The organism is Cryobacterium inferilacus, from assembly GCF_019599185.1.
GTDB classification, from domain to species: domain Bacteria; phylum Actinomycetota; class Actinomycetes; order Actinomycetales; family Microbacteriaceae; genus Cryobacterium; species Cryobacterium inferilacus.
This window is the reverse complement of record NZ_JAIEUL010000016.1, coordinates 14,328-38,372: the sequence shown is the minus strand read 5'-3', so window position 1 is coordinate 38,372 and position 24,045 is coordinate 14,328. Positions and strand designations below refer to the sequence as shown.

Genomic DNA, 24,045 nt, shown 5'->3' with positions numbered 1-24,045 from the left:
TCCTCTCCTGGTCACCGACGCGTGAGCGCCGACGCAATCTGGTCCGTGTCGAGGGGGACGACGATCCATCCGGATCCCTCGAGGTCGCGAATGTCTTCATCGGTGAAGGCATCGCCCGCCGCGACCTTCACCGTCTTCCATGCGAAGGGCACCGGAATCCCATCAGCCGTCTCCAGACCGACCTCCGGCACTGGCATTGCCTCGAGCGCGGCCAGTTCACGAAGGAACACGCGCTCAGCCTCCGTGGCGATGTCGTGGAGCGCCGCCCATTCTCCGACGAGCTCCGCGCCCATGATGAGGTCGACAGGACCGATCTCAGCGGATGGAACTTGGCTCAGGGCGACGATCTCGGCCGAGTCCGCAAGCAGTCGGGTCCCGAGCAGGTTGGAAAGTCGAAGCCAGAACCTCCAGTCCTCGGCGAAGCCGGGCATCTGCAGCGTTGAATCCCGGTCGTCGAGGATGAGCGAGCATTCCGTTCGACCGGCTCCGAGATGCTTACTGGTGAGAACCGCGGCGCCATGGCGAAGCTGCCAAGAGGTGGGTGTGGCCCCAGCCGCGCTGGTGCCGAGCAGCGTCTCCGCCCCGAATCGGCTCACGCCGGCGCTTCCGACGTCGACGAGCTCGCTCGACGGCATGCGGGTGAGCATCGGCAACGCGTCGGCGATCGCTTCCCAGTGTGCGGGCGCCTTGTCGGGATTCTGCATCCACGCCATCAGCTGAGTCATCGGATTCGCAGTCACATGCGCGAGCGACGCCAGCGGCAGGTCGTACTGCTGGGCGAACGCACTTGCCTTGTTGACATCGAACCACGGCATCGCGGGTTCAGGTTCTCCATCGCGGGCACGGATGAGGTCACCCCAGACGACCGCCATCACGACGTAGCCCAGCTCCCGCGCCGCTGCGCGTTTCTTCGCGTCGTCTTTGATTCGGTTGTGCTGGACCGTCGCGTGGAACGCGAGCCCATCTGTGTAGATCGCAATCGGGTCGGCACCTCCACCGAGCTGCTCCAGGACGAAGTCGGGCATGGTCGGGCCGAGTTGCACCTGCGGCCGCAGCATCCAAATGCGGTTGTTGCCCGAGAAGGACACCTGCACTTTGTTGCCGCGGTCGGTGGGTATCTCCTTGACCGCGGCGCCGAGCTTCTTCGCGCGTTCCATGAACACCTGCCGGAAAAGCTGCTCGATCACGGATTCTTCGACGACCACACCGGGGTCATCTCGTGTGATCACCCACGGCGTATGGGCGTCCTCGCTGAATCCCAGGATGCTCGCCAATGATCTTTCGGCGCTCGAACGCGCTACGCGAGAGGCGGCATTGCCTGGGGCGTACGGGAGGAGGCAGCGGTGGCAGGACGCCCGCCCTTCTGCCTTGCACGGGCAGTCACGCACGATCCCCCAGGCCGTCGTGAGGAGTTCCTGCATCCGCTTCGGATCCGCCAGCTCGGCAAGGTAGCCAGTGCCACCCGGCACGGAATCGTGAATGAGCAGGGCAGGGATGTTCTCGGATCCGTCAGAGAGTACCGGTTCGACGGTCTCGACGATGCGCAGATGGTCGGGGTCACCGCCGATCACCTCACGCAGGCCGCGCAGGATGGCGGCCGACAGGCTGGGAACGGCCAGCGAATCGCCGATTGTCACGGCGGGCGGCAGTCGGAGCACGATTCCCTGCGTGGTCAACGTGCGACTCAACGCGAGAGTCGTGGCGTTCTCCGCCTTCGAGTCGCGCACCGGGCACCACGGCTTGTGCTCCCGACGCGAGTTGGCATTCGATTCGGTGTCGAGCTTGCCGCAGACCGCGCAGACCCGGAAAAGCGGCGCTTGCTGCTCGTCACCGGAGATGAAGCGGGACTCGCCGAAGCCGGCCACCTTGCCCAGGTTGAGCCATCGGATCGTCAGATCACGCATGTAGGTGACGCCGAAGCTCTCGCCTTCGACGTACCAGGCATCGGTCACACCCGCCGGATCGATGTCGGCCGCGATTTGAATCGCAAAGCGTTCGCGCTGGCGTTCGTCGCGCCGATCACTGATGGCGGACTCGTCACGGCGCACCTCGGCGGAGACCTTTTCGAGCTCCACCACACGCAGCTGCTGTGCAGTGTCGGCGATCCCGGCGCTGCCGCATCGGGGGCAGCTCTCGTAGGGGCTCTCCACCGTGCCGTGTTCGTAACCGAAGCCGCACGCACGGCAGAACCACCAGGTGCGCACAGCTTCGCCATTACTGCCAAGGTCGATGGAGTCGACGGTGATTTCGACGCCCTGCGCGTAGAAGACCGCTCCCGGCGCCAGCTCGCTGATCGCGATTCCCGCCCCACGCTCGTAGCTGACTGCGCGGTCGCGGTACTCGAGGGTATCGGGGTCGATCCAGCTGAGCGCGACGTCCAACTGCACCGAGTCGTCCAGCAGCGAGTAGTTGGGCAGCAGGCCGAAGCGTTCCAGCGCCGCGACCCAGTGCTCGGTGCGCAGCTCGGCGAGCTGTTTCGCAGCCATGCCATACGCTGCTTTGGCCGAGCGCAGTTCGCGCTGTTCCTCGTCGCCTGCGGTGGGGTGCTTGGCGGCTTTGTCCAATCCGTCGAGGGAGTCTGCAACAGTCTCCTTGCGGATGCGGGCGAGATCCACCTGCTTGGACCACCGCGACACCGCGTCGCGCACAGCGCCGGCCACGGGGCTCGATCCTTCCTCGGCGCCCGGGGTGGCGAAGCGGCGCAGCGCCTCAGACGCCCAGTCGCTCAGCCCGTCGAAGGTGTCGAGGAAATCGCCGAGAAGTTCGGAGTGCGCCGCCTCGGCGTCGGCGATCAGCTCGCCGAGATAGGAGCCTTCTTCGGCAGTCTTGAGCACATCTCGGGCCTGCTGCGGCGCATCCGTGAGGGTGGCCGCGCGGCGGTCGACGAGGTAGGCGAAATACTGTCTCTGGAGTATCTCCTCGGCGTTGAGATATGTGGCAGGCGGTCTCACCGCGCCGTTGATCACCGACAACGGCTCACCGAGCTTCGGCAGCTGCTCCCCGCGCCCCGTCACGAAGGCGAGGGCCAGCGCGTTGCCGGTGAGTCGACCCGCGCGTCCAACGCGTTGCAGGTACGACGCCACTGAACGAGGGAGGCCTGCGAGCATCACCGTCGACAGGTCGCCGATGTCGATGCCCATCTCCAGGGTTGGCGTGGCAACAAGCACGTTCGGTGCCGCGGGGTTCTCCCCCGCGCTCTTGAAGCCGTTCTCATACTCAAGCCGCACCGCGTCGTCGAGCAGGCTCGTGTGCTCCCTCGCAACGACGCGCCGCATGGTGCCGTCGTTGTACAGGCGGCGGTAGTAGTTGTCGTCGCCGGCGCTCCGACGCAGTGCTCCCGGGCAGCGTGCCGACATGCACGGCCCGTCCGCCAACTGATCAATCACGGTGGTCGTTCCGGGCACGGGGTTCTGGCAGATGTCGCAGACCAGGAGGTGGCGCCCATTCTGGAGGTCGACGAGACCGACGGGCTGCACTGCAATCGTCGACGGGCTGAGTTTGTAGGCAATCGCGCCTCCGCCGCCGATCGCGGTCGAGGTGATCACGCCTTCGCGGTCGAGTTCGGCAAAGAGCGCCCGGCTCAGATGAGCACCAACGGATGCGGTCACACCCAGCGCATCGCGAGCCCAGACCGCGAACCAGCCCTGGGCAGACGAGGCCGGGTCGAGGTTGCTCTTCTGCCCGCCTGTTGCCGCGGGGGCGGTCCCCACACGGGGGAACCCGGGCGCATCGCGTCCGTTCGGGAATGCCGGCATGCCGACGCTCTTGGGGCGCCCTCCCCAGACGTACCAGCGCTTGCCGTCGTTCTCCACGTACTTCTGAAGCCATTCATGGTCGATGGCACCGCGGTCGCGCATGCGTTCCAGCACGCCGCGCACCCAGCGGATGACGGCGCCGGCCGCGAGCTCGGACGGAGCATCCTCGTCGAGTCTCTCAGCCCGGGAGTATCCCGCGAGCACGGCCCGGCCGATTGTCTCCAGCTTTGCGGGCGCCCCGGCCGCGACCTCGGCGGCCAGGCTTCCCGTCAGCTCGAGCGTGCGGCCGACCTTGGATTGCAGGCCGAATTCCAGGCTCAGGTCGAAGAGCAGGCGCGTGCGAACACGCTCTCGCACATTGGGGTCGACGGCGCGTGCTCTATCCGCTTCCCAGAAGTCGCGGAATTTCTCGTGTTCGACGATGTCCGGTGCGAGCAGGCTGTAGCGGCGCGCCTGGTCATCGCCCGCGTCTTGCAGAAGCCGTTCGACGAGGTCCTGCAGGCTGGTCGCGTCGTCTCCGACGGAATGGCGGATGGCGTTGCGCATCGTGAACACGTGGGAGCGGCTCTGCACGAACGCGGCCCGGTGTGCCGCGTCTTGCACGCTGTCGGTGAAGACGAGAGCTTTCTTCTCTCCGGCACTCACATCTTTCGCGCCGAACAGTGATGTGACCGCGACCGACAGCATCGTGGCCACCGCGCTGCCGATGAAGCGGATGCCGTCGGTGCGCCCGCAGGACGGGCACGTGTCGTGCTTGGAGTCTGACTCGGCGTCCGGGCCAAAGAGCATCAGCACGGGGACAACTGAGCCGGGTCCTGTCGCGTCATCGGGGGTGCCGGGTGCGGTTTGGAGCACGGCGCGCTGCTCGATATCGAACCAGTGCAGGCCTTCGACCGCGGTCGAGTCGGCGAGGCGCGCCTCTTTGGGCGCGTGCATCAGTGCCCGAAATCCCCGCTCGCCGTGCAGGTGATTGCCGCGGATATCGGTGCCGTCATGGTCGAGGGCGAGCCCGGTGGGAGCGAGTTGGATTCCCCAGCCGCTGCGCCCGCAATGGCGGCAATAGATCGCGGGGAACGTCGGCCCGGAGATTTCGGTGGCGTCGTCAGGCTGCACGGCGCCGTCTTCGGCCCAGTGGAATCCTGCGATGGGGCCCGCCACCCGGTCGAGCCTGGTGAGCGAGCGAACCCACAGGTGAAGGTCGATCGAGAGTGAACGACGGCCCGCGAGAATGCGCACGTGACTCAGTGCCGCGAGCACCGCGGCGAGGAAATCCCGGCGAGCCTCTGCGCGCTGCTCATAGGTCTCATCGGCGACAAGACCGCCCGGCAACACGGCCTCGGCCAAGTCATCGAGCCGGATCGCATCGACGGCGTGAGCCGAGATCGCCCGCACCAACGGGTGCCCCTGGATCAGCGCGAGGAGGTCATCCGCGTCGAGGGATGTGGTGTCGAAGGAGGGATCGTTGCTTCGTTGCAGATCGAATTGTTCTCCCCTGAGCGGTCGATACAGGCTGCCCAACACCCAGCGAATGATGTCGTCAGGAGCGCAGGTGTGGAGCTTCTGCAACTGGTGGTTGACCGTCGCGATGAGCGCGTTGGAGACCGGGTTCGGTGCGGCTCCAAGCCGGGCGAGCTCGATATCCACGCCCGCGGACCACTCGTCGAATGAGAGGCGTGTCTCGGTGACAACCGAGTCGTCGTCGAAGTCGTCGCCGAACACCGTGTGCGCGAACTGGATCATCGCACGCGGGTCGCCCTTGTCGCCGAGCGTCGCCGAGGTGGCGACCGGGGTCACGTTGCCGAGCGGGCGCTCGATGCCGGGAACAACCGCGCGGTGCTCGCCGTGGTCCACCTCGCGGTAACGGCGAAGAGCCAGCCCGAGCCGGCGAATGAGCATCGACACATCGGTGCCCTGGGCGCCGTCATAGGTGTGGAACTCGTCGAGCACGAGATACTGCAGGCTCTCGGCGCTCTGCTTCCATAGCGCCTGGTCCTCACTGCGCAGCAGCAACTGGTCGAGCATCTTGTAGTTGGTCAGCAGGATATCCGGAGCCTGCGAGCGGATCGTGTGCCGACTCGTGATGAGGCCGTCGGGCGTGACGCTAGAGCGTTCGGCTCCGGACTGGCCGGTGTAGAGTGCCGCACGGATGCCGCGCAGCTCGTCGTTCTGCGTGAGCAACTCCGTGATTCTGCGCGCCTGGTCGTTGGCGAGCGCGTTCATCGGGTACAGGATGAGGGCCTTGATTCCCGACTGCCCCTCGCGTTTCGCCCGCAGCACGTGGTCGAGGATCGGATAGAGGAAGGCCTCGGTCTTTCCCGAACCGGTTCCCGTCGTCACCAGCGTTGGCAGTGGGCGCGGCTTGTCAGGCCCGAGGTTCGCACTGCTCAGGCGCTGGAACGCCGCGGCTTGGTGGCCATAGGGAGTCTGTCCCGAACGCCATTCGAGGCTGGTCTGCCAGCCGTCATCGGCGGGGCGGAACGGCAGCCGCACGCGCACATATGGGCCGCGGAAGATGCCGTCGACGGGGTCGCCGAGGAAGCGCGTGAGCTCCGACGCGGCCTCGGCATCGGCCAAGGCGAACGTGGTGGTGAGGTAGTCGAGGATGCTCTCGCGGACCTGCTCCGCCTCGACGCTCGGCAGGATCTCTCTCACGATCGCTCCTTCAGAATCTTCTCGAAGTGTGCATATGCCTGGCGCATGTCGGCCTCGCGGTCGAGCGTGCGGAACGGCAGCTCATAGGTGTACTCAATGCCGGAGCCGGGGTGGACTGCTCTGCGCTCATCGTCGCTGATGCCGTCGCCCTTTGAACGCCAAACCGAAAGCACTGAGCTGGGCACGAGACGACCGTTCGCGTCGTAAAGATAGGAGTTGCGGTCGTAGCCATTGAGCACCGGGAACTGAGATTGATATATCGCGCACAGCTCGGCCACAGTGAGTCCAAGCAGGAGTGCAACGATCACATCGATCTCAAGTTGCGCCTGACGACGATCCAGGTCGGATCGCAGAGGCACGAGCCGATCCCATTGCGGGCTCTGCACGGCCAAGCTGCCGGATTGGCCGACGTAGTCGCCTGCCCAAGAATCTTTTGCAAACTCAGGCGAGTACGCCCCCGCCCACCATTCGGCATAGGCGTCCGTGAGGCAGCTGAGACGCAGGTATCGAAGCAGGAGCCATGGCGTGGCGGCTTCATGCTCGATGACAGGCAGGCGACAAATTGTGCCGAAGGGAATTTCCGCTTTGGAGGCCGTACGAACCATGAAGTCCACCGGCAATGTTGACAAGAATGCACCTACCACCGCTACTAGCACGGGATCCTCGGCCGCCAACCCAATGCTGTACACGGGGTGCACGTGCGCCGCGCCTTTGGGAATTGGCGCCGAAATCAGCGTCCGTTGTCCCGTGTTCGCAGCCATTCGCCGCCACGCAATGCGATAGTGGTCGCGGGCAGGCGTGCGATCTGCACCCCAGTGCGTGTATGCGGCATCGTACTCCACGGGTGGTTTGGCCGGTTTGTAGGCCGTGACCGGGAGCGCGTCGGGTGCCAGGGCATCGAGGTCCACCGCAGACCAGTCCTGGTTGTGCAGCATCGTTTCGTTCGGCGACTTGTAGAACGGATTCCCCACGAAGAGGTGCGGGCCTTGGAGAATTGCATCCCTCCAAGAGTCGACTTTGCCCCAGGAAATGTCAAAGAACCCCTTCCTTCGATCAATGCTCTCGTCCCACCCGCGCGAGAATTCAAGCCCAAGTTGACCGATGCGCGGAGCTGCGGAGAGTTTCCGAAGCACCTCGGCGGTTGCCCGGTTGACCGCGTACACCATGCGGGTTCTCCGAACGGGAACGCTCTCGTCCTCGAGAACCGCATGCCATGTCTGCAGCACGTCATCGGTGACCGAAGTGATACGCCCCGCGTGCGGGCGCAGGTCCCACTTTCCCTCACGGTCTTTCAGACCAGGTTCCTCCCCCGATCCGTCATGCCGCAATGAGGCGGCTACGGTCTCCGGATGGTAAAGCGACGTGGCCATGAGGAAGTCAGGTGTCTGCACAGCACCGTACACATGCACCCCATACGACACCAGATGATGGACTTCGAAGAGTGAGAGTTCATTCACGAACTGCCAGTGGCGCCGCAGCCGGCCATACGTCGCTTCACGCAGAATCCCGGCCTTCTCGTCCGTGAAGTGCGACTCGGGGTGGATGAGACCCACCGAGCCGCGTCGCGACGTGTTCCGCCATGTCTGATCCATGAAGCATCGGTAGAGATCCGGTTGGAGGCCCGCCAGGTGCGGGTACTGCGTCGAGTCCCCCAGGAACGCGGCAGTCACCGCGACGGCCGCGGTGCCGTCCAGGAGCAGGTCCGCCATGCCCTCCAGGGAGAGCGTTTCGGCACGCTTTGAAGCCACCTGCGCCTGTGTTGGTTTCACCGCCAGCTGCCACCACGGGTCGCCCTCAGCGAGCAGCGCGTCGACGTCCGACCGCGGGCGAACCCACGGCGGGTTCCCGATTTGAAGGTCGAATCCACCAGTCGCGAAGCGCGGGGCGAAGTCAAGTTGCCAGTGGAAGAATCCCTGCTCACCGGCGATGCGCTCTGTGACGCGCAGCCACGGATTCTCAGCGAGCGCCTCCGCAACGTTCTGCGCACCGGCGAAGGCCAGGTCAAGTTCCTCGGCTGTTCCAAGCTCGCTCCAGCCGCTCGGCAGGCCCAGTGCCTCCCCGCCTGCCATCTTGCCCTTCGTCTTCGCTTCGAAGTGGGAGCCGAGGAGCGCCTGTACCCCGTTGAGCCATCCGTCCAGCGTCGGCGGGGTAACACCCTGCTTCAGGGTGTCGGTGAGCGGCCAGAACCAGAGGGCGTTCCACGCGTCCATCACGCGCCGCAGGCGCTGGTAGGCGCCGTCTGGATCCGCGAGCTTGAATTCGATCTCCTCACGAGGCACGGGAGGAGGGGCATCCGGAGTCACGATCAAATCCGCGCCCCAGAGCTCGATTTCCCGGCGCGCTTCCCGCTCGGCGATCTGCAGGCGGCGCAGGGCAAACTGCCACAGAGTCTCCACGCGGTACGACAGGTTCACGAGGCGGTCGAGTTGCTTCTTTGACGGCTTCGCCACGATCGAACGCCGCCAGGCCTTCAGCTGGGCAAGGGCTTCCGGTGCCAGTTCCTTGGCTTCCTTGGCGTCCACGGCAGAACCCCACCCGGACGCGGGCAAGAGGAAGTGGTGGATGGCTCCTGCGGTCCCTTGCGCCACGCGGCCGGCGTCGAGATTGTCGGCCAGCTCAGCGACGGGAACATCGCGCGGCACATCATGAAGCCATCCTTTGCTGTTCACCTGGTCGCGCGAGTACACCGCCCGGCGGGAGCCGATGAGGGAGTTCCCGCGGCGCAGATGCAGACCGAACCACGGCGCAGTGAGGCCTTCCACCATCGTGTCGAGCCAGAGTGTGATCTCGGCGAGCTCGACAGCGGTGGCGTTGAGGTCGACACCGTAGACCTGGTGCAGGGCGATGGACGCCTTGACCTTCTGGAGCTCGCGCGGGCGATCCTCGGGGTCGACCCTCTCCCCCAGCTCTTCCTCGCGCCGCTTGAGGTACTCCTCGGCGAGCTGGCGCACTGCCTCGATGGCGAACGCCCCTGATCCGAGCGCCGGCTCACACACGGTGAGTCGCAGAATCTCGGCAGCAGTGGTGCGGCGACCGTCCTGGTCCAGGAGCTCTTCCAGAGCCTGGGACACCACGAATCGGGTCAGCACTTCAGGCGTGTAAAAGGAAGCAGACTGCTGGCGCTCTCGGCCCGCGAGGCGGAAGACGAAGCTGCCCTGCTCATGCAGCACCAACCGCACCTCCCCGGTGATGGGGTCTTCGTAGGTGACGAAGTCTTTCTTCTCGATGCCGTGCGAGCGCTCAACGGGAACCACCCACGACCCCTTCGAGGCATCGCCGTCCTTGGCGACCTCGTGGAGGTCGGTGGTCGCAAAGAAGCCGGTGTACGACATGAGGCCCTCGTAGACGGCGCCGAGCTGGTTGATGCCCAGGTCGGAGTAGCTGATGAAGCCGCGGTCACGACCCTTCTGCTCTTTGCTCAGCAGCAGATGAGCCAGCACCGTGCGCATGGCTTCATCGCCGAGCCCCACCTCGTCGATGCTGGCGGTCGCGCGTGGCAGGAACAGATCGGCCGAGAGGCCGTTGAAGACCAGGCCCGATGACAGATCCGGAGCGGCCTCTTCCTCGTCGCCGTCGGAGGCAGCATCGACGCCATGGCCCCGATCGACCAGCCGGAACAACACCGACAGGGAGTCGTGAAAATGCGTGCGATCCGCGGCATCCGCCGACAACTCCACGAGTACCAGCTCGCGCAAGCGGTCGAGACTGTACCCGATCTCGTAGTCAGGGTCACCGATGGGCAGCACCTTGAGCTCGGGCGAGGCCTCGGCGAAGAGCAGGAACAGGATGCGGTAGAGGTAACGGAGTGCCTGTTTCGCGAGCGGCTGGGCCTCCTCTTCGGGGAGAGGTTTGAGCCCCTTCAGCGCCCGGCGGCGCACGACCTCGTTCGCGATGATCTCGATGGAGTTGCGCACGCCCTCACGGAGGTCCTTTGAGACGCCGACCGTGTGCTTGATCGAATCGTCGAAGACGGTGTCCCACCAGACAGCGCCTTCGGCATCCGGCATCAACGAATCGGCAGTGATGCAGGCCAGGGCCCGGTCGAGCTCGCCGCCCTTCTTCTCATCATTGCGATCGATGACCAGCTGCATGTTGATGGCCAGGTAACGCCCTTCGGGCCAGCGCTGCCGTTCTGTCAGCAAGACCCAACGCCCCGCGAGCACGAGGGCATAGCGTGGCGCATCGTCCTGGGCGAACACCAGGGAGAGCATCTTGGGCACCGAGCTGATGGGATGCTTGTCATCACCGTCGACCACTACGGGCTCCGCAAGTGAGTCCGTGCCCTTCTGCAGGAGGTCCTCGAACTCGTCTACCGGGCGGGCGTCGATGATCACGACGGAGGCGGGCTGGTCGAGGTCGCGCTGAGAGACGCGGGCGATGGCGCCGACTTCCTCGATCTCGTAGAGGCCCGAGTCGAAGCCAAGGTGCGCCTTGAGCAGCTGTGCGATGCGAGCGGAGTTCTCCTCCTTGCCGTCACCGGATTCGAGCGCGGCGTAGGCTGCAGCGAGCTCGCGGCGCGCTGCGAGAAAAGTGTCGCGGCCCGACGTGCCGGCTTCGCTGTCGGCGTCCCAGGCTTTGCGTCGTTGCACGACGTGCCCCTGGAACGACTGCTTCGCCGAATCCGTGTTGAAGAAGTGCTCGCTGATCCACTCTTCACCGACGATGAAGGCATCCGATGCCATCGACTAGACCTCTTTCTGGGGAACAACGACAAGCAAGGGGCGCACGAGACGCTGGTTCGGCTTCATCGAGCGGGCGATCGCCCGCTCCTCCTCCACCGTCACCCGGCGAAGTTTGAGATCGGTGCGTTGGATGAGCGCATCCGCCTCGTTCTCCCATTGCCGCACGCGCTGTGCCCAACGGTCGATCGCGGCTTCGACAGCCTCGCCGGATGCCTGCATGACGCCGTTCACATGCGATACGGCGTGCTGAACGGCGGGTGCGATGATTGCCTGGAAACGTTCGGGATCGGCGATGGGGCCGGGGTTCGACAGCGTCTGGTTGAGCCCGAGGTCAGCGAGCGCCTCGCGGGCGCCCGCGTGCGGCTCGACGAGCACGAACGACGGGTCGTCGACGTCGGGTACCGCAGCCGTCACGAACGACGCGGCCACCACCTGTCCACGGTTGTTCGTCAGCGTGCCGATCAACAGAACGGTCGGGTAGTCAACGTCACCCCGCACGGCGAACACCTCGTTGCGGCCGAGCTTGGCGAGTGAACGGTCGCTGGCCCACTCGAGAATGGGGTGCAGCGGGCCGAGGTAGTGCGCCTCGGGCCACAGCGATGCGCTCGAGTTGTCGTCGATCGCCTTCTGCAGCAGCCCGTGGGCGACGGGCTCGGAGATTGCCAGCTTGAGGTGTTCAGTCACCCGCTGGTCGCGGAGGTAGCTTTGCGGGAGCACGCTCAGGCGTTGGCTCAGGTCGCGCGGAGGCGTGAGCTCGACCAGGCCGTGGTCGGGGAAGCGGCGCCAGTCCACTCCGCCGCCGCCGTTCGTGCCCGGCGCAGCGCCGGGCGTCGCGAAGATCTCGTCGAGGGCGGCGGCCAGGAAGGTTTCGTGAGACGCGAAGAGCCCCGACGACTCGCCACTCTGTACGACCACATCATCGACCATCGCCGCTTCCTTTGCGGGTTCCTCGGCAGCGGCCAGCAGCAGTGCAAGCCACGGGTCATCGGCATCGGCGGCGAGGGAATCGATAGTGGGCAGGATGTCATCGATATCGGTGCCCTTCACGAGCGCCTTCGCGATCGCATCTTCTTCGGCAGCGACGTCGTACTTGCCCATGAGGGAGGCGACGTCACCGAGGGCCGCATGCGCCTCCTGCTCCCGTTCCATCAGGCGGGTGAGCACGCGGATGTCGCCAGCGAATCGCTCGTTCTGGGGTTTGAGCAAGATGGTCGTGATTTGTGGACTGTGCCGCTGCCCGTAGCGGTCAACACGGCCGTTGCGCTGCTCGATGCGGATCAGACTCCATGGGATGTCGAAGTGGATCAGCTCGTGGCACTGCGAGTGCAGGTTCACGCCCTCCGAAGCGACGTCGCCGGTGATGAGCAGTCGGATCGGCGATGACGATTGCTTGAACGACTCGACGATGCGCTGCTGGTCCTGATCGTTGAGACCTCCGTGAAGCACCTCGATCTGATCGGCCCGGAGTTTGAGGTCTTTCTGAAGTTTGGCACGCAGCCATTTGAGAGTGGGAACGCGCTCGGAGAAGACGACCGCGCGCTCGCCGCTCTTCGGCGCGACGCCGATGCCTTTGAGGTAGGAGACGAGGCGATCGTATTTGGCGGAGCCATTGGCTTCGGCTTCTTGGGCAAGGTTGCTGAGCCGCTCAAGGGCCTCCCGTTCAACGCGCTGAGACACCGTGGGGTCAGATCCAAGCCGGCGGATGCGCTCGTTCGCTGTCTCGCGCAGGGCGGCGGGTGAGGAGAGGAACGCCTTGGCAAGGGTCCAGGGGAACAGACCCTTGTTATCCCCGGAGTGGGGGCTCGACCCGCTTCCCGGATACAGCCAGGTGTCGGCCAATTCGTCCGCGATGGCGTTCTCGATCGCGTTCGCCTCTACCGCTAAGTGCTGCGGCTCCTTGCGCTCGGCCCAATCACTGCCGACCTCGCGGGCGACCTCCGGGCTGTGCCTGTGGCGGCGGATGACGAGGCGAGAGAGCTCGGACGCGACGATGTCGCCGTCCGGGGTCACCGCGGTCGGATCAAGGAGGCGGATGAGCTCCGCGAACGATTCCTTCTTGCCGTTGTGCGGAGTCGCACTGGCAAGGATGAGAGCCTCCGTGTTGCGGGCCAGGAGGCGCGCGAGCTCGTTGTTCTTCGTTGCACCGGTGATGTTGTGCGACTCGTCGATGACGACGGCATCCCACTTGTACTTACGCAAGTGCGCCCGGTACTTGTCTTGCTTGAGCGTGTCGATCGAGACAATCGCCCGTTTGTACAGGCTGAACGGATTGCGTGACGCGGGCAGTTTCTGGCGCACCCGCTGGATGCCGACGGAGTCGAGTCGAACGAACGGGATGGCGAAGCGCGTCCACATCTCATACTGCATCTGTTCCAGCACGTGCTTGGGCGTGACGATGAGGATGCGGTCCCCGCGTCCGCGCCGGATGAGCTCGGCGAGGATCATGCCGATCTCGATCGTCTTGCCGAGTCCCACCGCATCCGCGATCAGCAGGCGTGGGCGCAGGTTCTCTGGATCGAGGGCCTGGCGCACAGCGCTCTGCTGATAGCTGAGCGGGTTTGTGAGCATCGACGTGCTGACGGTGAGGCCCGGCTCGTTGAGAGGAATCGGTGTCTTGCGGAGTGTGGCCTCGAGCCAGAGCTTGGCTTGGCGGTACCCGGGCGAGGAGTCGGATTTGACCCTCGCCTCGGCAGGATCGAGTACTTCGATGTCATCGAGCGATTCGTAAAAGGATGCGGTGGTGTCGCGCACCAATTCCGAAAGCCCCTGAACTTGAATGAGCACGCCGTCAAGGGTCTGTTTGGCGGATGTCACCATCCACTCGGCATCGCGAACGATGACCACGGATCCTGGAGCGACGTTGAGCGGTGCTCTCTCAGTGTGGGCAGATGATTGCTGGCTCGACAACGCTTTCGCTTTCCCCTTGTGACCCACAGTTTCAACGTGGGCGCATGTCGATCGTAACTGCGTTGCGTCCCTCAACTGGGATTAAGGGAGCGTGAGACCCTGATGGGGGGTGCGGTTGGTGGGCGGTTCGATCGTTTTCTAGGTTATGAAGAGAACGGCACTTGTAGTTGTCGACAACGAGTGTCGGTGGTGCTGCGTAATGTTGCCCGGCTGATCACTTGACAGTTCGCGAAGTGATCCGCCGGGCCTGCATCTCGGTCTTGGAACTCTATGCGGACCCACAGGAGCTAGAAGAAATATGAACTGGAACAACGGCGATCCTGCACTTCGGACGTATGTCGAGGAACGACAATCGATCGCCCTGAGAACTTACGAAATCAACCCCGATTTGCTCGAGGAGCATGTCGGGCAGGAAGACAGCTTCCGCTCCGGCGGCTACGGGACTCGACAGGTCAGCGAGTTGCTGCAGAATGCGGTGGACGCATTGACCTCGTCAAAATCTGCGGGCACCATCGAGTTCCGCGTGGCAGATGGCGCCCTGTACTGCGCCAACGAGGGGGTCGCCTTCTCTCAGGCGGGCATCCGGTCGGTGTGCATGGCGTTCCTCAGCCCTAAACGCGAGGAAGACGTCATCGGGCGGTTCGGGCTCGGCTTCAAGTCGGTCTTGGGCATCACCGACAGTCCGCAGGTATTCAGCCGTTCAGTGAGCTTCGAGTTCAATGCTCCGAGTACAGCCGAGCTCTTCGCCGGCATCAGCGCACCCGATGGCCGAGTTCCCGTGATGCGTGTTCCCAGCCTCATCGACCCGATCGAAGAGGCGGCAGCCGACCCTCACCTGGCAGACCTCATGACCTGGGCTTCAACTGTCGTGAAGCTGCCTCTTCGCCGTGAGGGCCAACGCATCCGTGCCGAACTGGAAGGGTTCAAGACGGAGACGTTGCTCTTCATGAAGTCCGTGACCCAGCTGAATATCGCGCTCAAGGGGAAAGAGGGTGCGCCTGTCGTTGTGACACATAGGCGTGAAGGGGACCTGGCATCGGGTCATGTCGTTCTTCACAAGCCCGACAGCGCGGCGACGGAGTGGCTGTACGCCGAGCGGCAATACGAGCCCGACGAGCAGGTACTCAAAACACTTCCAGCTACGATCGCGCGCAAGAGCATGACAGTGGCATACGCCGTGCCGAAGGACGGACAGCGCTCAATCGGCGAAATCTGGACATGGTTCCCACTCAAGGACCAGACAACTGCGCGAGGCATCTTCAACGCCCCGTGGCAGGTGAACGACGACCGCACCACACTCATCGCGACGAGTGCACTCAATGGTGCGATGTTGGAGGTCGGCGCTGAGCTCTTCTTGGAGGTGGTGGCCCGCGCCTCGACTGCAGCAGATCCCGCAGCACACCTCGATCTCTTCCCGGCACGTGGACGGGAGCTGAGAAGTACCGCCGATGGGGTACTCACCGCTCACATCCCCCGGCTCGCGCGCAGCCTCGACCTCATTCCCGACGCGAATGGAGTTCTGCGCAAACGCAGCTATTTCTCGGGCATCCCCCTGCTCGATGCACCGATAGTGCCGCCTGAGTTGGTCCACAAGTGGCAGTCAGCCGTGGGCCGCGACACCATCCCCCACTTCAGCGCCTTCTCCAGTGGCAGAGATCGGTACTCACGACTGCGCTCCCTCCTCCGAGACGTCGAGGGGGCTCGCAGCACTGCTGAATCGCCCGTGACGTCGTGGCTTGAGGAGCTCGCGTTGTTGCGTACGCCTGATGCAATTCGTGCAGCCTGCGAAATATACCTCGCCCTCAAGGACGCTGGCTTCCCCTCGCACCTAATCGGTGGCGCACGGATCGCACCGATAGCTGACGGCGGTTGGTCCTCCCCCGACGAGTCAGCGTCCGTCTTGATCCCGAGATCTGGCGACCCGGTACCCGATGGAATCATGCTCATCGACGTCAACGCCATCGACACAGAAACTATCGGTCTGCTACGCCGTATCGGCTTCGAGGAAGCGTCCGCGGACGAGACGGCCAGGGCGCTCAGCTCTCAAGCGGATTCAGGTTGGTCGACGGACGAATGGGCCCGCCTATGGGAATCGCTCGTCAATGCCTCCGCCCACGCCGCGAGCCGCGCTTTAACCGATATCCGAGCCCGTGGCATCGACGTGCTCGTGAAGACACGGGCTGGTCTTTGGCGCCGCGCCTGCCAGGTGCTTGCCGATGAGACATTTGCACAAGCGCGTGATGACAGGCATCCGAGCCGCGAATTCAGCTCCCGAGGCGACCTGCTGCGTGCGGCGGGTTGTGTCGAAGGCCCGACCCCCAATTTCCCTGTCTGGGAGGAGCCCATTTTCGCCGAGTACTCGACGGAGATGAAGCGTCGAATCGTTGAGGCGGTCAAGACGGAAGGGCACACAGTCGGCGCAATCCAAATCCCACGATTCACCGGCGCCGGACCCATGCAGCTCTTTGTCGAACTTGCCGAAGACAAAAGCGCCCTTACCGCTTGGACCGAGCGCACCCTCCGAATCGTGCAGTCAGAGCTCGTCTCCGTTTCGATCACACTCGCGCGACCTGAGAAAGCTGCACAGATCACGATTGAAACGCCCGACGCCTGGATAGTGCGCAACCGCGGCCGGGTAACCACGTCCCTTGGCCCGGTGGATACCGCGTTGGCGGTGGGCAGCCGGCTTCGGTCGTACGAGTCATTCTTGCCAGTGCTCCGAGCCGAATTGAACGGGGTGCTCAACCGCCCGGACGCGTTGGAGCAGGTGCCCGACGCCACGTTCGCGGTGTTCCTGAGACGTGAGGGCTACGACATCCGGCTCGACGAGCAGGCTCGCCTCACCGAGATCCTTGCGATTGTCGCCAGACGGCACAGCGTGCCCTCGACTGACATGGTCCCGGCGGTGTCCAACGGCAGAGTGGTGCGTCGTGCACGGGCCGACGTCGTCATTGCCGGTTCAAAGGAAGACATCGCCCTCCTCGACGAGCACCAACTGGCGTATCTCGACGGCTCAACCGATGCCGCAAGGACGCTCATCGAGAAGTGGGGAATCCGCACGAGCGAAGAGGCCTTGGCCCGCTCCTTGGAGTTCAAGTCTTCGGCTCCCGACGTGCTTGTTGTCGATCGATTCCCAAGCCTGCAGGACAGAGCCTCGATCCCTCTCAACAAGCTGACGATCCGACCGTGTGCGTCAATCATCCGCCGCTCGGAAACCGCGAACGGCACCCGCGACAAGCGACAGCCGAGCGCTCGCATCGATGACGTCATTGCTGTCGACGATTCCCTTGACGACATCGCAGTGCTGATGGAGCTCTCCTCCCGTCTCTCGCTTGGGTTCACGAGCGCTGCTGACGCAAATTCTGTTCTCGCGAACGATGAGGCGATGCGCCGGAATGCCCTCGTCGAGCAGTCTCGCGTTGCTCTATCGGATGCGGAAAGACTGATTATTCTTGTGGGAGTTCCGGCGCTACGAAGGAATTTACCGAATGGTCTGCTTCAGGCGGTCGAAGACAAGGGCGGGGAACAATCCGACCTTCAGGTCGCACAGCTCTTCGCCAAGGTGCGGGGATTCGACAGTCTGTGGTCGCTTCGAGAGGATCTTGGAAAAGCCGGCCTGACAGTTCCACGCGCTTGGGCGGGTTCGAACGAAGCACAGGCCTTCACCGTGTCGCTCGGGTTCCCGACCGGTTACGCCGGAACAAAGGAAGTACTCCTGCCAGCGCTGCAGCAGGTTCCCGGACGCGTCGATCTTAAACCGCTGCACGATTTTCAGGAGACCTTGGCAGGCCGCATCCGCGCTCTGACCCTGGACCCAGGGCCTGACGGCCGCCCCCAGCGTGGCCTGCTATTCCTTCCCACGGGTGCTGGAAAAACGCGCGTCAGCGTAGAGGCAGTCGTGCGGATGTTTGTGGCGAACGAGCTGAGCGGGCCAGTTGTCTGGATCGCGCAGACAAGAGAACTCTGCGAGCAAGCCGTTCAAACGTGGACCGAGGTGTGGCGTGCGATCGGTGACGAACGTGTGCTTGATCTCTGCCGCTTTTGGGGTGACTACGAAGTCGACGAATCGAACGAGGAGTTGCAGGTGGTGGTGACAACCGACGATAAGCTCTTCAGCCGGATCAAGTCTTCCGGCGACAACTATCGATGGCTGGCGAACGCTTCCCTGATAATCATCGATGAGGCCCACACCGCGGGCACCACTACCTACGCGAAAATTCTCCGTTGGTTCGGCTTGACAGCGAGCAACACTGACAGGCCGCTTCTCGGATTGACCGCTACGCCTTATCGCGGCCGCAACGCTGAGCTCAACCGGTTGTTCGCTCAGCGCTTTGGTTCCAACAAGCTGGAGTCGCTTGACCCTGAGGACCCTATCGGCCAGCTCCGCGCAGCTGGCGTACTCGCGAACGTCGAGCACTACGTACTCGATGGATCACACCTGACGGCGACGGAATCTGGAGGGACAGCGATCCGCATGAGGGAAGTCTCGAAGGAGATGCTCGACCGGGTCGGCCAAGACATGGGACGCACTCAGACAGTCGTCGACGACATTCTCAAGAAGGATGTGGACTGGCCGGTTCTTGTCTTCGCGGCATCCGTCGCATCTGCACACACGATCGCCGCTCTACTTACGTTCGAGGGCAGGAAGGCCGCAGCCGTGGACTCGAGCACGCGCCCGCAGGAACGTCGGCGCATCATCGAGGAATTCCGCGGTGGCGAGCTGCAGGTACTCGTCAACTGTGATCTGCTCACCAAAGGTTTCGACGCTCCCAAGGTGCGAGCCCTCTATATCGCGCGCCCCACATTCAGCCCAAATTTGTACCATCAGATGGTCGGGCGCGGGTTGCGCGGCCCGAAAAACGGGGGCAAGGAGATTTGTCTCATCGTCAACGTGGCAGATACCTTCGAAGAGTTCGGCGAGGAACTTGCCTTCACCGAGTTCAACTACCTCTGGGAGGGTAAGTAATGTCCAGCGTCTCGAACGAGGATCCAATTGGATTCGACCTGGCAGGCCGCGAGAAACTTGTCGACTACCTGACGTCGGCATGGCTCGGCCCGCTTGACGGCGAGACGGAGCTGCTTCGGCGCAATCCCGTCTACACGTACCTTGTGGGCACGCTCTATCCTGTGGAAGTTGGCAACAGAGACACCACGCCGGTCGTGCTCGACGAGAGGATCGACGCAGAGGCTTCTGGCGGCGAAGAGCTCGTGGCCGAGTTCGGAGACGACGATGAGGCGGATGCCGTTGCTGCCGAAGGCGAGGAGGACACGGGGCTCAACCTCGCGGGCGCGTTCGGATGGGCGCCACAGTCGATGGGGCTCTCTTTCATCCATGACGGTCAGCTCCGGGCAACTGTGAGTGCCGGTGTATACGAGCAAGCCGCAACTCCACCGTCGGACTCTGTGCAGCACCCCGGCGACGGACAGGTAGCCGATGTAGCCGGCGACGCGTCCGACGAGGCGTGGAAGCGCCGAACTGTTCAAGACGAGTTGATCGAAGTACCGCGGACCGCTGTAGGCACACTGCCAGTGCTCAAGGGGCGGGCCACACTCGCCTGGCGCACGAGAGCGATCGGTGGCCGAATGCTCACAACGCTCGCTGTGTCGAACAGTGCGAAGACCGAGGCCGGCAAGGCCAAGTCCGACCCGAGCAGTTGTCTCTTCCAGGTGCGGCTGGCAGCCGAAGTCGACGGCGGGAGCTTGCATCCGTACCCCGTCGGAAACCCCATCTCTACGTCCGCTGAAGATCTTGAGCTCGAACTTCGTTACCGCGACAAAGCGACTTTCGCTGTCGGCCACGGCGTTGCCGTCGACTGGGATTCGACGACGCCACCCACCCGGGCGTGGACCGAGTGCATCCCGACCGAGGAAGTCCCGGCGATTCGCGCCAGGGAGAGCACACTCGACGCCCTTGAACTCAAGTGGCTCGCGGATGAGAGCCTGCCGACCGCGGAGCTTGCCGCGGGCCTTCGGCAGTTCCTCGCCGGCTACGCCGATTGGATCGCCAACCAGGAGACTGTGGCGAGCAATCTTCCAGAACGGTTTTTTGACACAGGCGCGTCCATGATCGGCCGCGCTCAGACGACTTTGAAACGCGTCGAGCAAGGGATCAAGCTGCTTGAGGCTGAGGGCCCTGTACTGACCTCCTTCCGCCTCGCCAACGCCGCAATGCGAACCCAGATGCTCCAACAATCGCTAGTGCAGCGCAAGCCTGGCCAGATCGGCGTCCCGCTCGCGCAGGTACCCGATGGAGCAGATGAGCCGCGTTGGCGTCCCTTCCAGCTCGGTTTCATTCTCATGTCGCTGGCTTCAACAACAGATTCGACGCACGATGACCGTGGCCTCGTCGACTTGATCTGGTTCCCCACGGGTGGCGGTAAGACTGAGGCGTATCTGGGCCTTGCCGCCATCGAAATGATTCGGCGTCGGTTGGAGCGTGGAATCAACGGCGGTGGCACAGCGGTGTTGACGCGGTACACGATGCGCCTCCTCACCGCGCAGCAATTCCAGCGAGCGGCCACGCTTATCTGCGCATTGGAACTGCTTCGGACGAACGACCAGCGCCTGGCCGGTGCGCCAAAGTTCTCCATCGGGCTCTGGCTCGGTAACACGACCACTCCGTCGACGTTCAAACAAGCTGCAGACGCGATCAAGACGGTCTACAAGCAAAAGAAGCCCGAGAACGGCTTCCAACTCCGGTCCTGCTCGTGGTGCGGAACATCGATCATGCCTGTGCACCAGACGAACCACCAAGAGCGATACGGAGTGCGCGCAACGAACTTCAGCTTCGAGTTCTTCTGCCCACACAAGGACTGCCCGTTCCATATGAAACTTCCCGTGCAGGTCGTCGACCAGGCCATTTTTGATGAGCCGCCGACGATGCTCGTCGCAACGGTCGACAAGTTCGCTCGATTGGCCTGGATCGATCGGGGCGCGTCGCTGTTCGGACTAGCCCCGTCAGTCTTTGACCCGCCCTCGCTCGTTATCCAAGATGAGCTTCACCTGATCTCGGGGCCGCTCGGAACAATCGTCGGAGTTTACGAAGCCGCGATCCGCGGCCTGATGTCGTGGACAGGACGGCCCCCGAAAGTCGTCGCATCGACGGCCACTACGCGGGCATCCAAAGAACAGATCAATGAACTGATGGCCTCGGAAGTGGCGATCTTCCCACCGAGCGGTCTCGATGCCGACGACAACTACTTCTCAGAGCCCGATCCCACCCGCCCGGGCCGCACCTATGTCGGCCTCATGCCGCAAGCACATACCCCGTCCTGGGCGATAGGACAGATCTCGGCAGAGATGCTGCAGGGCCCCGTCGAGACAGGTCTAACGGGCACCGACAGGGATGGCTACTGGACTCTCGTGGTGTATCACAACAGCCTGCGAGAGCTCGGTCGCACCGTGACCATCCTGCGCGACGACGTCAGCAGCAATCTGGAACGACGAGCTGCTCGATCGAACGGCGCCCCTGTGCGGGAGTTGAGCGCCAAGGGAATCGACGAGATTAATGGCAATGTCTCGGCCGAAGACCTCCTTCGAATACTCGATGCCCTTGCCGTCGGCCCGGATGACTCCGGCGAGGCGCTTGACGCGATCGCGACGACGAACATCATGTCGGTCGGCATCGACGTGGGGCGGCTCGGTCTCATGTTTGTGAATGGGCACCCGAAGTCGACGTCCGAATACATCCAGGCAACAAGCCGCGTCGGCCGAGGCAAGACACCCGGCCTGGTAGTCACGATGTTCCGCTCCGGAAAGCCCCGCGACCGGTCCGTATTCGAATCGTTCACCGCGTTTCACCGTTCCTACTACCGGTTCGTGGAACCCGGGTCTGTCACCCCCTGGTCTCTTCAGGCCCGTCGCCGGGCACTACGCGCCGCCTTGGTCATACTGATGCGGCATGCAGGCGGGCTGACAGGCAATGACCATGCTTCGCGCTTCGAGTCCGACTCCGCCGCCGTGACGAAGGCAGTGAAGATACTTGCCGACCATGTGGCCGTCGCAGATCCACGCGAGGCCGCGGTCGTCGCTGCCGAGCTGAAGAAAGCTGTCGACGATTGGGAGGAACGGGTCGACTCAGTTGCCAGGGCCGGCTACGCACTGAAATTCCAATCGAAGACCCCCGAGGAGCGACTCTTGAAACAGTTCACTGACAGCGGTCCGGGATGGTCGACGATGAACTCGATGCGGTCGGTCGACCGGGTCGTGCGCGTGCGAGCGGATGGAGAGCGCTGATGGCCGGGAAACGACAGATCCGCACGGTCCGTCTCTCTGAGACGGTTTCTCCTTTCGGACCAGGGGCAATCGTGGACATACTCGGCGAGTCGTTCATGGCTGTCACCGGAGACAAATGGCCGCCGAGCAGCGTTCGTCAACCGATCTCGTGTGACCGTCTCGCCGCCAAACTGCGCGTGGACGAACTCTGGGCGGCGCCCAGCACAGGAAACCCCGAGGGGCCACGGACGCCGGGCCTCGAATTCGTCCGTTTCCCCGCATGGCTCTTTTGCCAGGAGTGCCGCCGAATGGTCAACTGGCGTCGAACGATGGAAAAGGGACAGTCACCGGCATGCCCCGACTGTGAAGGACGGCTGGTACCCATGCGTTTCGTCGTGGCGTGCACGGACGGTAGTCATGCCGCCGACGTGCCGTGGGTCGACTGGACCCACCGCGACGCCGACACCGCTTGCTCCGCAAAGGACCGGCTCCGGTTCAAACCATCACGGGGCAGCCGCGAGGGCCTGAGCGCCCTCGAGGTGGCCTGCGATGCGTGCAAAACGCGGCGCAGCCTCGGAGAGCTACGCAAGGATGTGCTCAAGAAGGAAGGCTTCACGTGCCGAGGTGCGCAACCCTGGCAGCACGAATGGGGCAATTGCGGCAAGCCGCTTGAAGTCCTGCAACGCGGCGCCACGAGCCTGCATTTCGGAGAGAGCGTGTCGGCTATCGACATCCCCGAAGTCGTCGGGAGCGCCGCTGAACTTGAGGAGAGAGTAAAGAATCACCCCTATTTCACGGCGATCAAGCACAATCCTGCGAACAATCTCCTTGACGACATGGTCACTGAGCTCATAGGTCAGTACGGCTACACAGCCGATGCCATACGAGGTACGGTCACGGCGTTGACGGGCGGCGAGCCTAACGTGCTCAAGGCAAAGGGCGCACTCGTCAGCGAAGAGTACGACGCTTTCATGGCGGCGAAGGCGGGTACCGCCCCGACTGAGAATTTCGTGACTCGAATTGCGCGGCTCGGCGAAGACGGTGAATCTTCGGTTGTGACGGAATTGCGCGCCCTCATCTCCGGAGTCGTGATCGTGGACAGGCTCCGCGAGGTGCGAGCGTCCTATGGCTTCCGCCGTTACCGGCCGGAGGCGGACTTGATTCCCGCGGTGCCGAAGAGCGAGTTTCAAAAGGGTTGGTTGCCCGCCGTCGAAGGTTACGGCGAGGGCGTTTTCATCCAGTTCGACGGTGCACACGTCGACGCGTGGGCGCAGCAACCGGAGATCATTCGTCGAATCGGAACGATCACTACTCACCGAGACGAGTCGACGCTTGGCGAGAGATTGCACGCTGCGTCGCCTCAGTATGTGCTGCTCCACTCATTTGCCCACGCGCTGATGCACGAGCTCGCCTTCAGAAGCGGCTACACCGCCCCCTCGCTGAGGGAGCGCATTTACTGCGAAGCCGATGGGGCATACGGCGCATTCATCTACACGACCTCTTCCGACGTCGAGGGGACGCTCGGTGGCCTCGCACGACAGGGTGAGGAGCCCTACCTCGCGCCGGCAATCGTGCGTGCTCTCGAGCAGGTTGCCTGGTGTGCAAACGACCCCGTGTGTTCCGAGTCTGAGCCGCAAAGCATCGACGGCATGAACCTGTCGGCTTGTCACGCGTGCATGCTCGCACCGGAAACGTCTTGCGAAGGGTTTAACCTCCTGCTTGATCGAACTCTGCTTGTCGGTTCACCCGATCTTCCCGGGTACTTCGACAACGTGACCCAATTGGCGTTGGAATCCTCGATCCGATGAAGCGCAGCCCGGTGGCAAGCGGACTCT

At 63.6% G+C, this 24,045-nt stretch carries 6 protein-coding genes; 3 read left to right on the top strand and 3 right to left on the bottom strand.

Translation table 11 applies throughout. The annotated features are described in order from the left end of the window. Positions 1-11: 11 nt before the first annotated feature. From K2F54_RS14055 to K2F54_RS14045, 3 genes are read right to left on the bottom strand one after another with little or no spacing between them, the layout of a single operon-like run. The gene (locus K2F54_RS14055; RefSeq protein WP_220606474.1) at positions 12-6,407 is read right to left on the bottom strand and encodes a DEAD/DEAH box helicase; all 6,396 of its coding nucleotides are present in this window, start codon (positions 6,405-6,407) and stop codon (positions 12-14) included. Next, positions 6,404-11,089 carry an Eco57I restriction-modification methylase domain-containing protein gene (locus K2F54_RS14050; protein ID WP_220606473.1) on the bottom strand — a complete coding sequence of 1,562 codons (4,686 nt, stop codon included), beginning with the start codon at positions 11,087-11,089 and terminating at the stop codon, positions 6,404-6,406. The genes K2F54_RS14055 and K2F54_RS14050 overlap by 4 nt, the downstream gene beginning before the upstream one ends. A gap of 3 nt (positions 11,090-11,092) precedes the next feature. Then, positions 11,093-13,933, bottom strand: coding sequence for a helicase-related protein (locus K2F54_RS14045; protein ID WP_308287671.1), 2,841 nt, complete (start codon positions 13,931-13,933; stop codon positions 11,093-11,095). 361 nt (positions 13,934-14,294) lie between these two features. Between K2F54_RS14045 and K2F54_RS14040 the strand changes: the two genes are divergently transcribed. From K2F54_RS14040 to K2F54_RS14030, 3 genes are read left to right on the top strand one after another with little or no spacing between them, the layout of a single operon-like run. Continuing rightward, positions 14,295-18,962, top strand: a complete 4,668-nt coding sequence (locus K2F54_RS14040) for a DEAD/DEAH box helicase (protein ID WP_220606472.1) — start codon at positions 14,295-14,297, stop codon at positions 18,960-18,962. Further along, positions 18,962-22,231, top strand: a complete 3,270-nt coding sequence (locus tag K2F54_RS14035) for a helicase-related protein (RefSeq protein ID WP_220606471.1) — start codon at positions 18,962-18,964, stop codon at positions 22,229-22,231. Before K2F54_RS14040 ends, K2F54_RS14035 begins: the two co-directional genes overlap by 1 nt. Further along, complete coding sequence (locus K2F54_RS14030; RefSeq protein WP_308287670.1) at positions 22,162-24,018, top strand: DUF1998 domain-containing protein; 1,857 nt, start codon at positions 22,162-22,164, stop codon at positions 24,016-24,018. Before K2F54_RS14035 ends, K2F54_RS14030 begins: the two co-directional genes overlap by 70 nt. Positions 24,019-24,045: the final 27 nt, after the last annotated feature.

What these genes read in the sequence shown, in the direction of transcription:
- K2F54_RS14050 (WP_220606473.1), bottom strand. Translation starts at nt 11,089, where the DNA reads ATGGCATCGGATGCCTTCATCGTCGGTGAAGAGTGGATCAGCGAGCAC.
- K2F54_RS14035 (WP_220606471.1), top strand. Translation starts at nt 18,962, where the DNA reads ATGTCCAGCGTCTCGAACGAGGATCCAATTGGATTCGACCTGGCAGGC.
- K2F54_RS14040 (WP_220606472.1), top strand. Translation starts at nt 14,295, where the DNA reads ATGAACTGGAACAACGGCGATCCTGCACTTCGGACGTATGTCGAGGAA.
- K2F54_RS14030 (WP_308287670.1), top strand. Translation starts at nt 22,162, where the DNA reads ATGGTCGACGATGAACTCGATGCGGTCGGTCGACCGGGTCGTGCGCGT.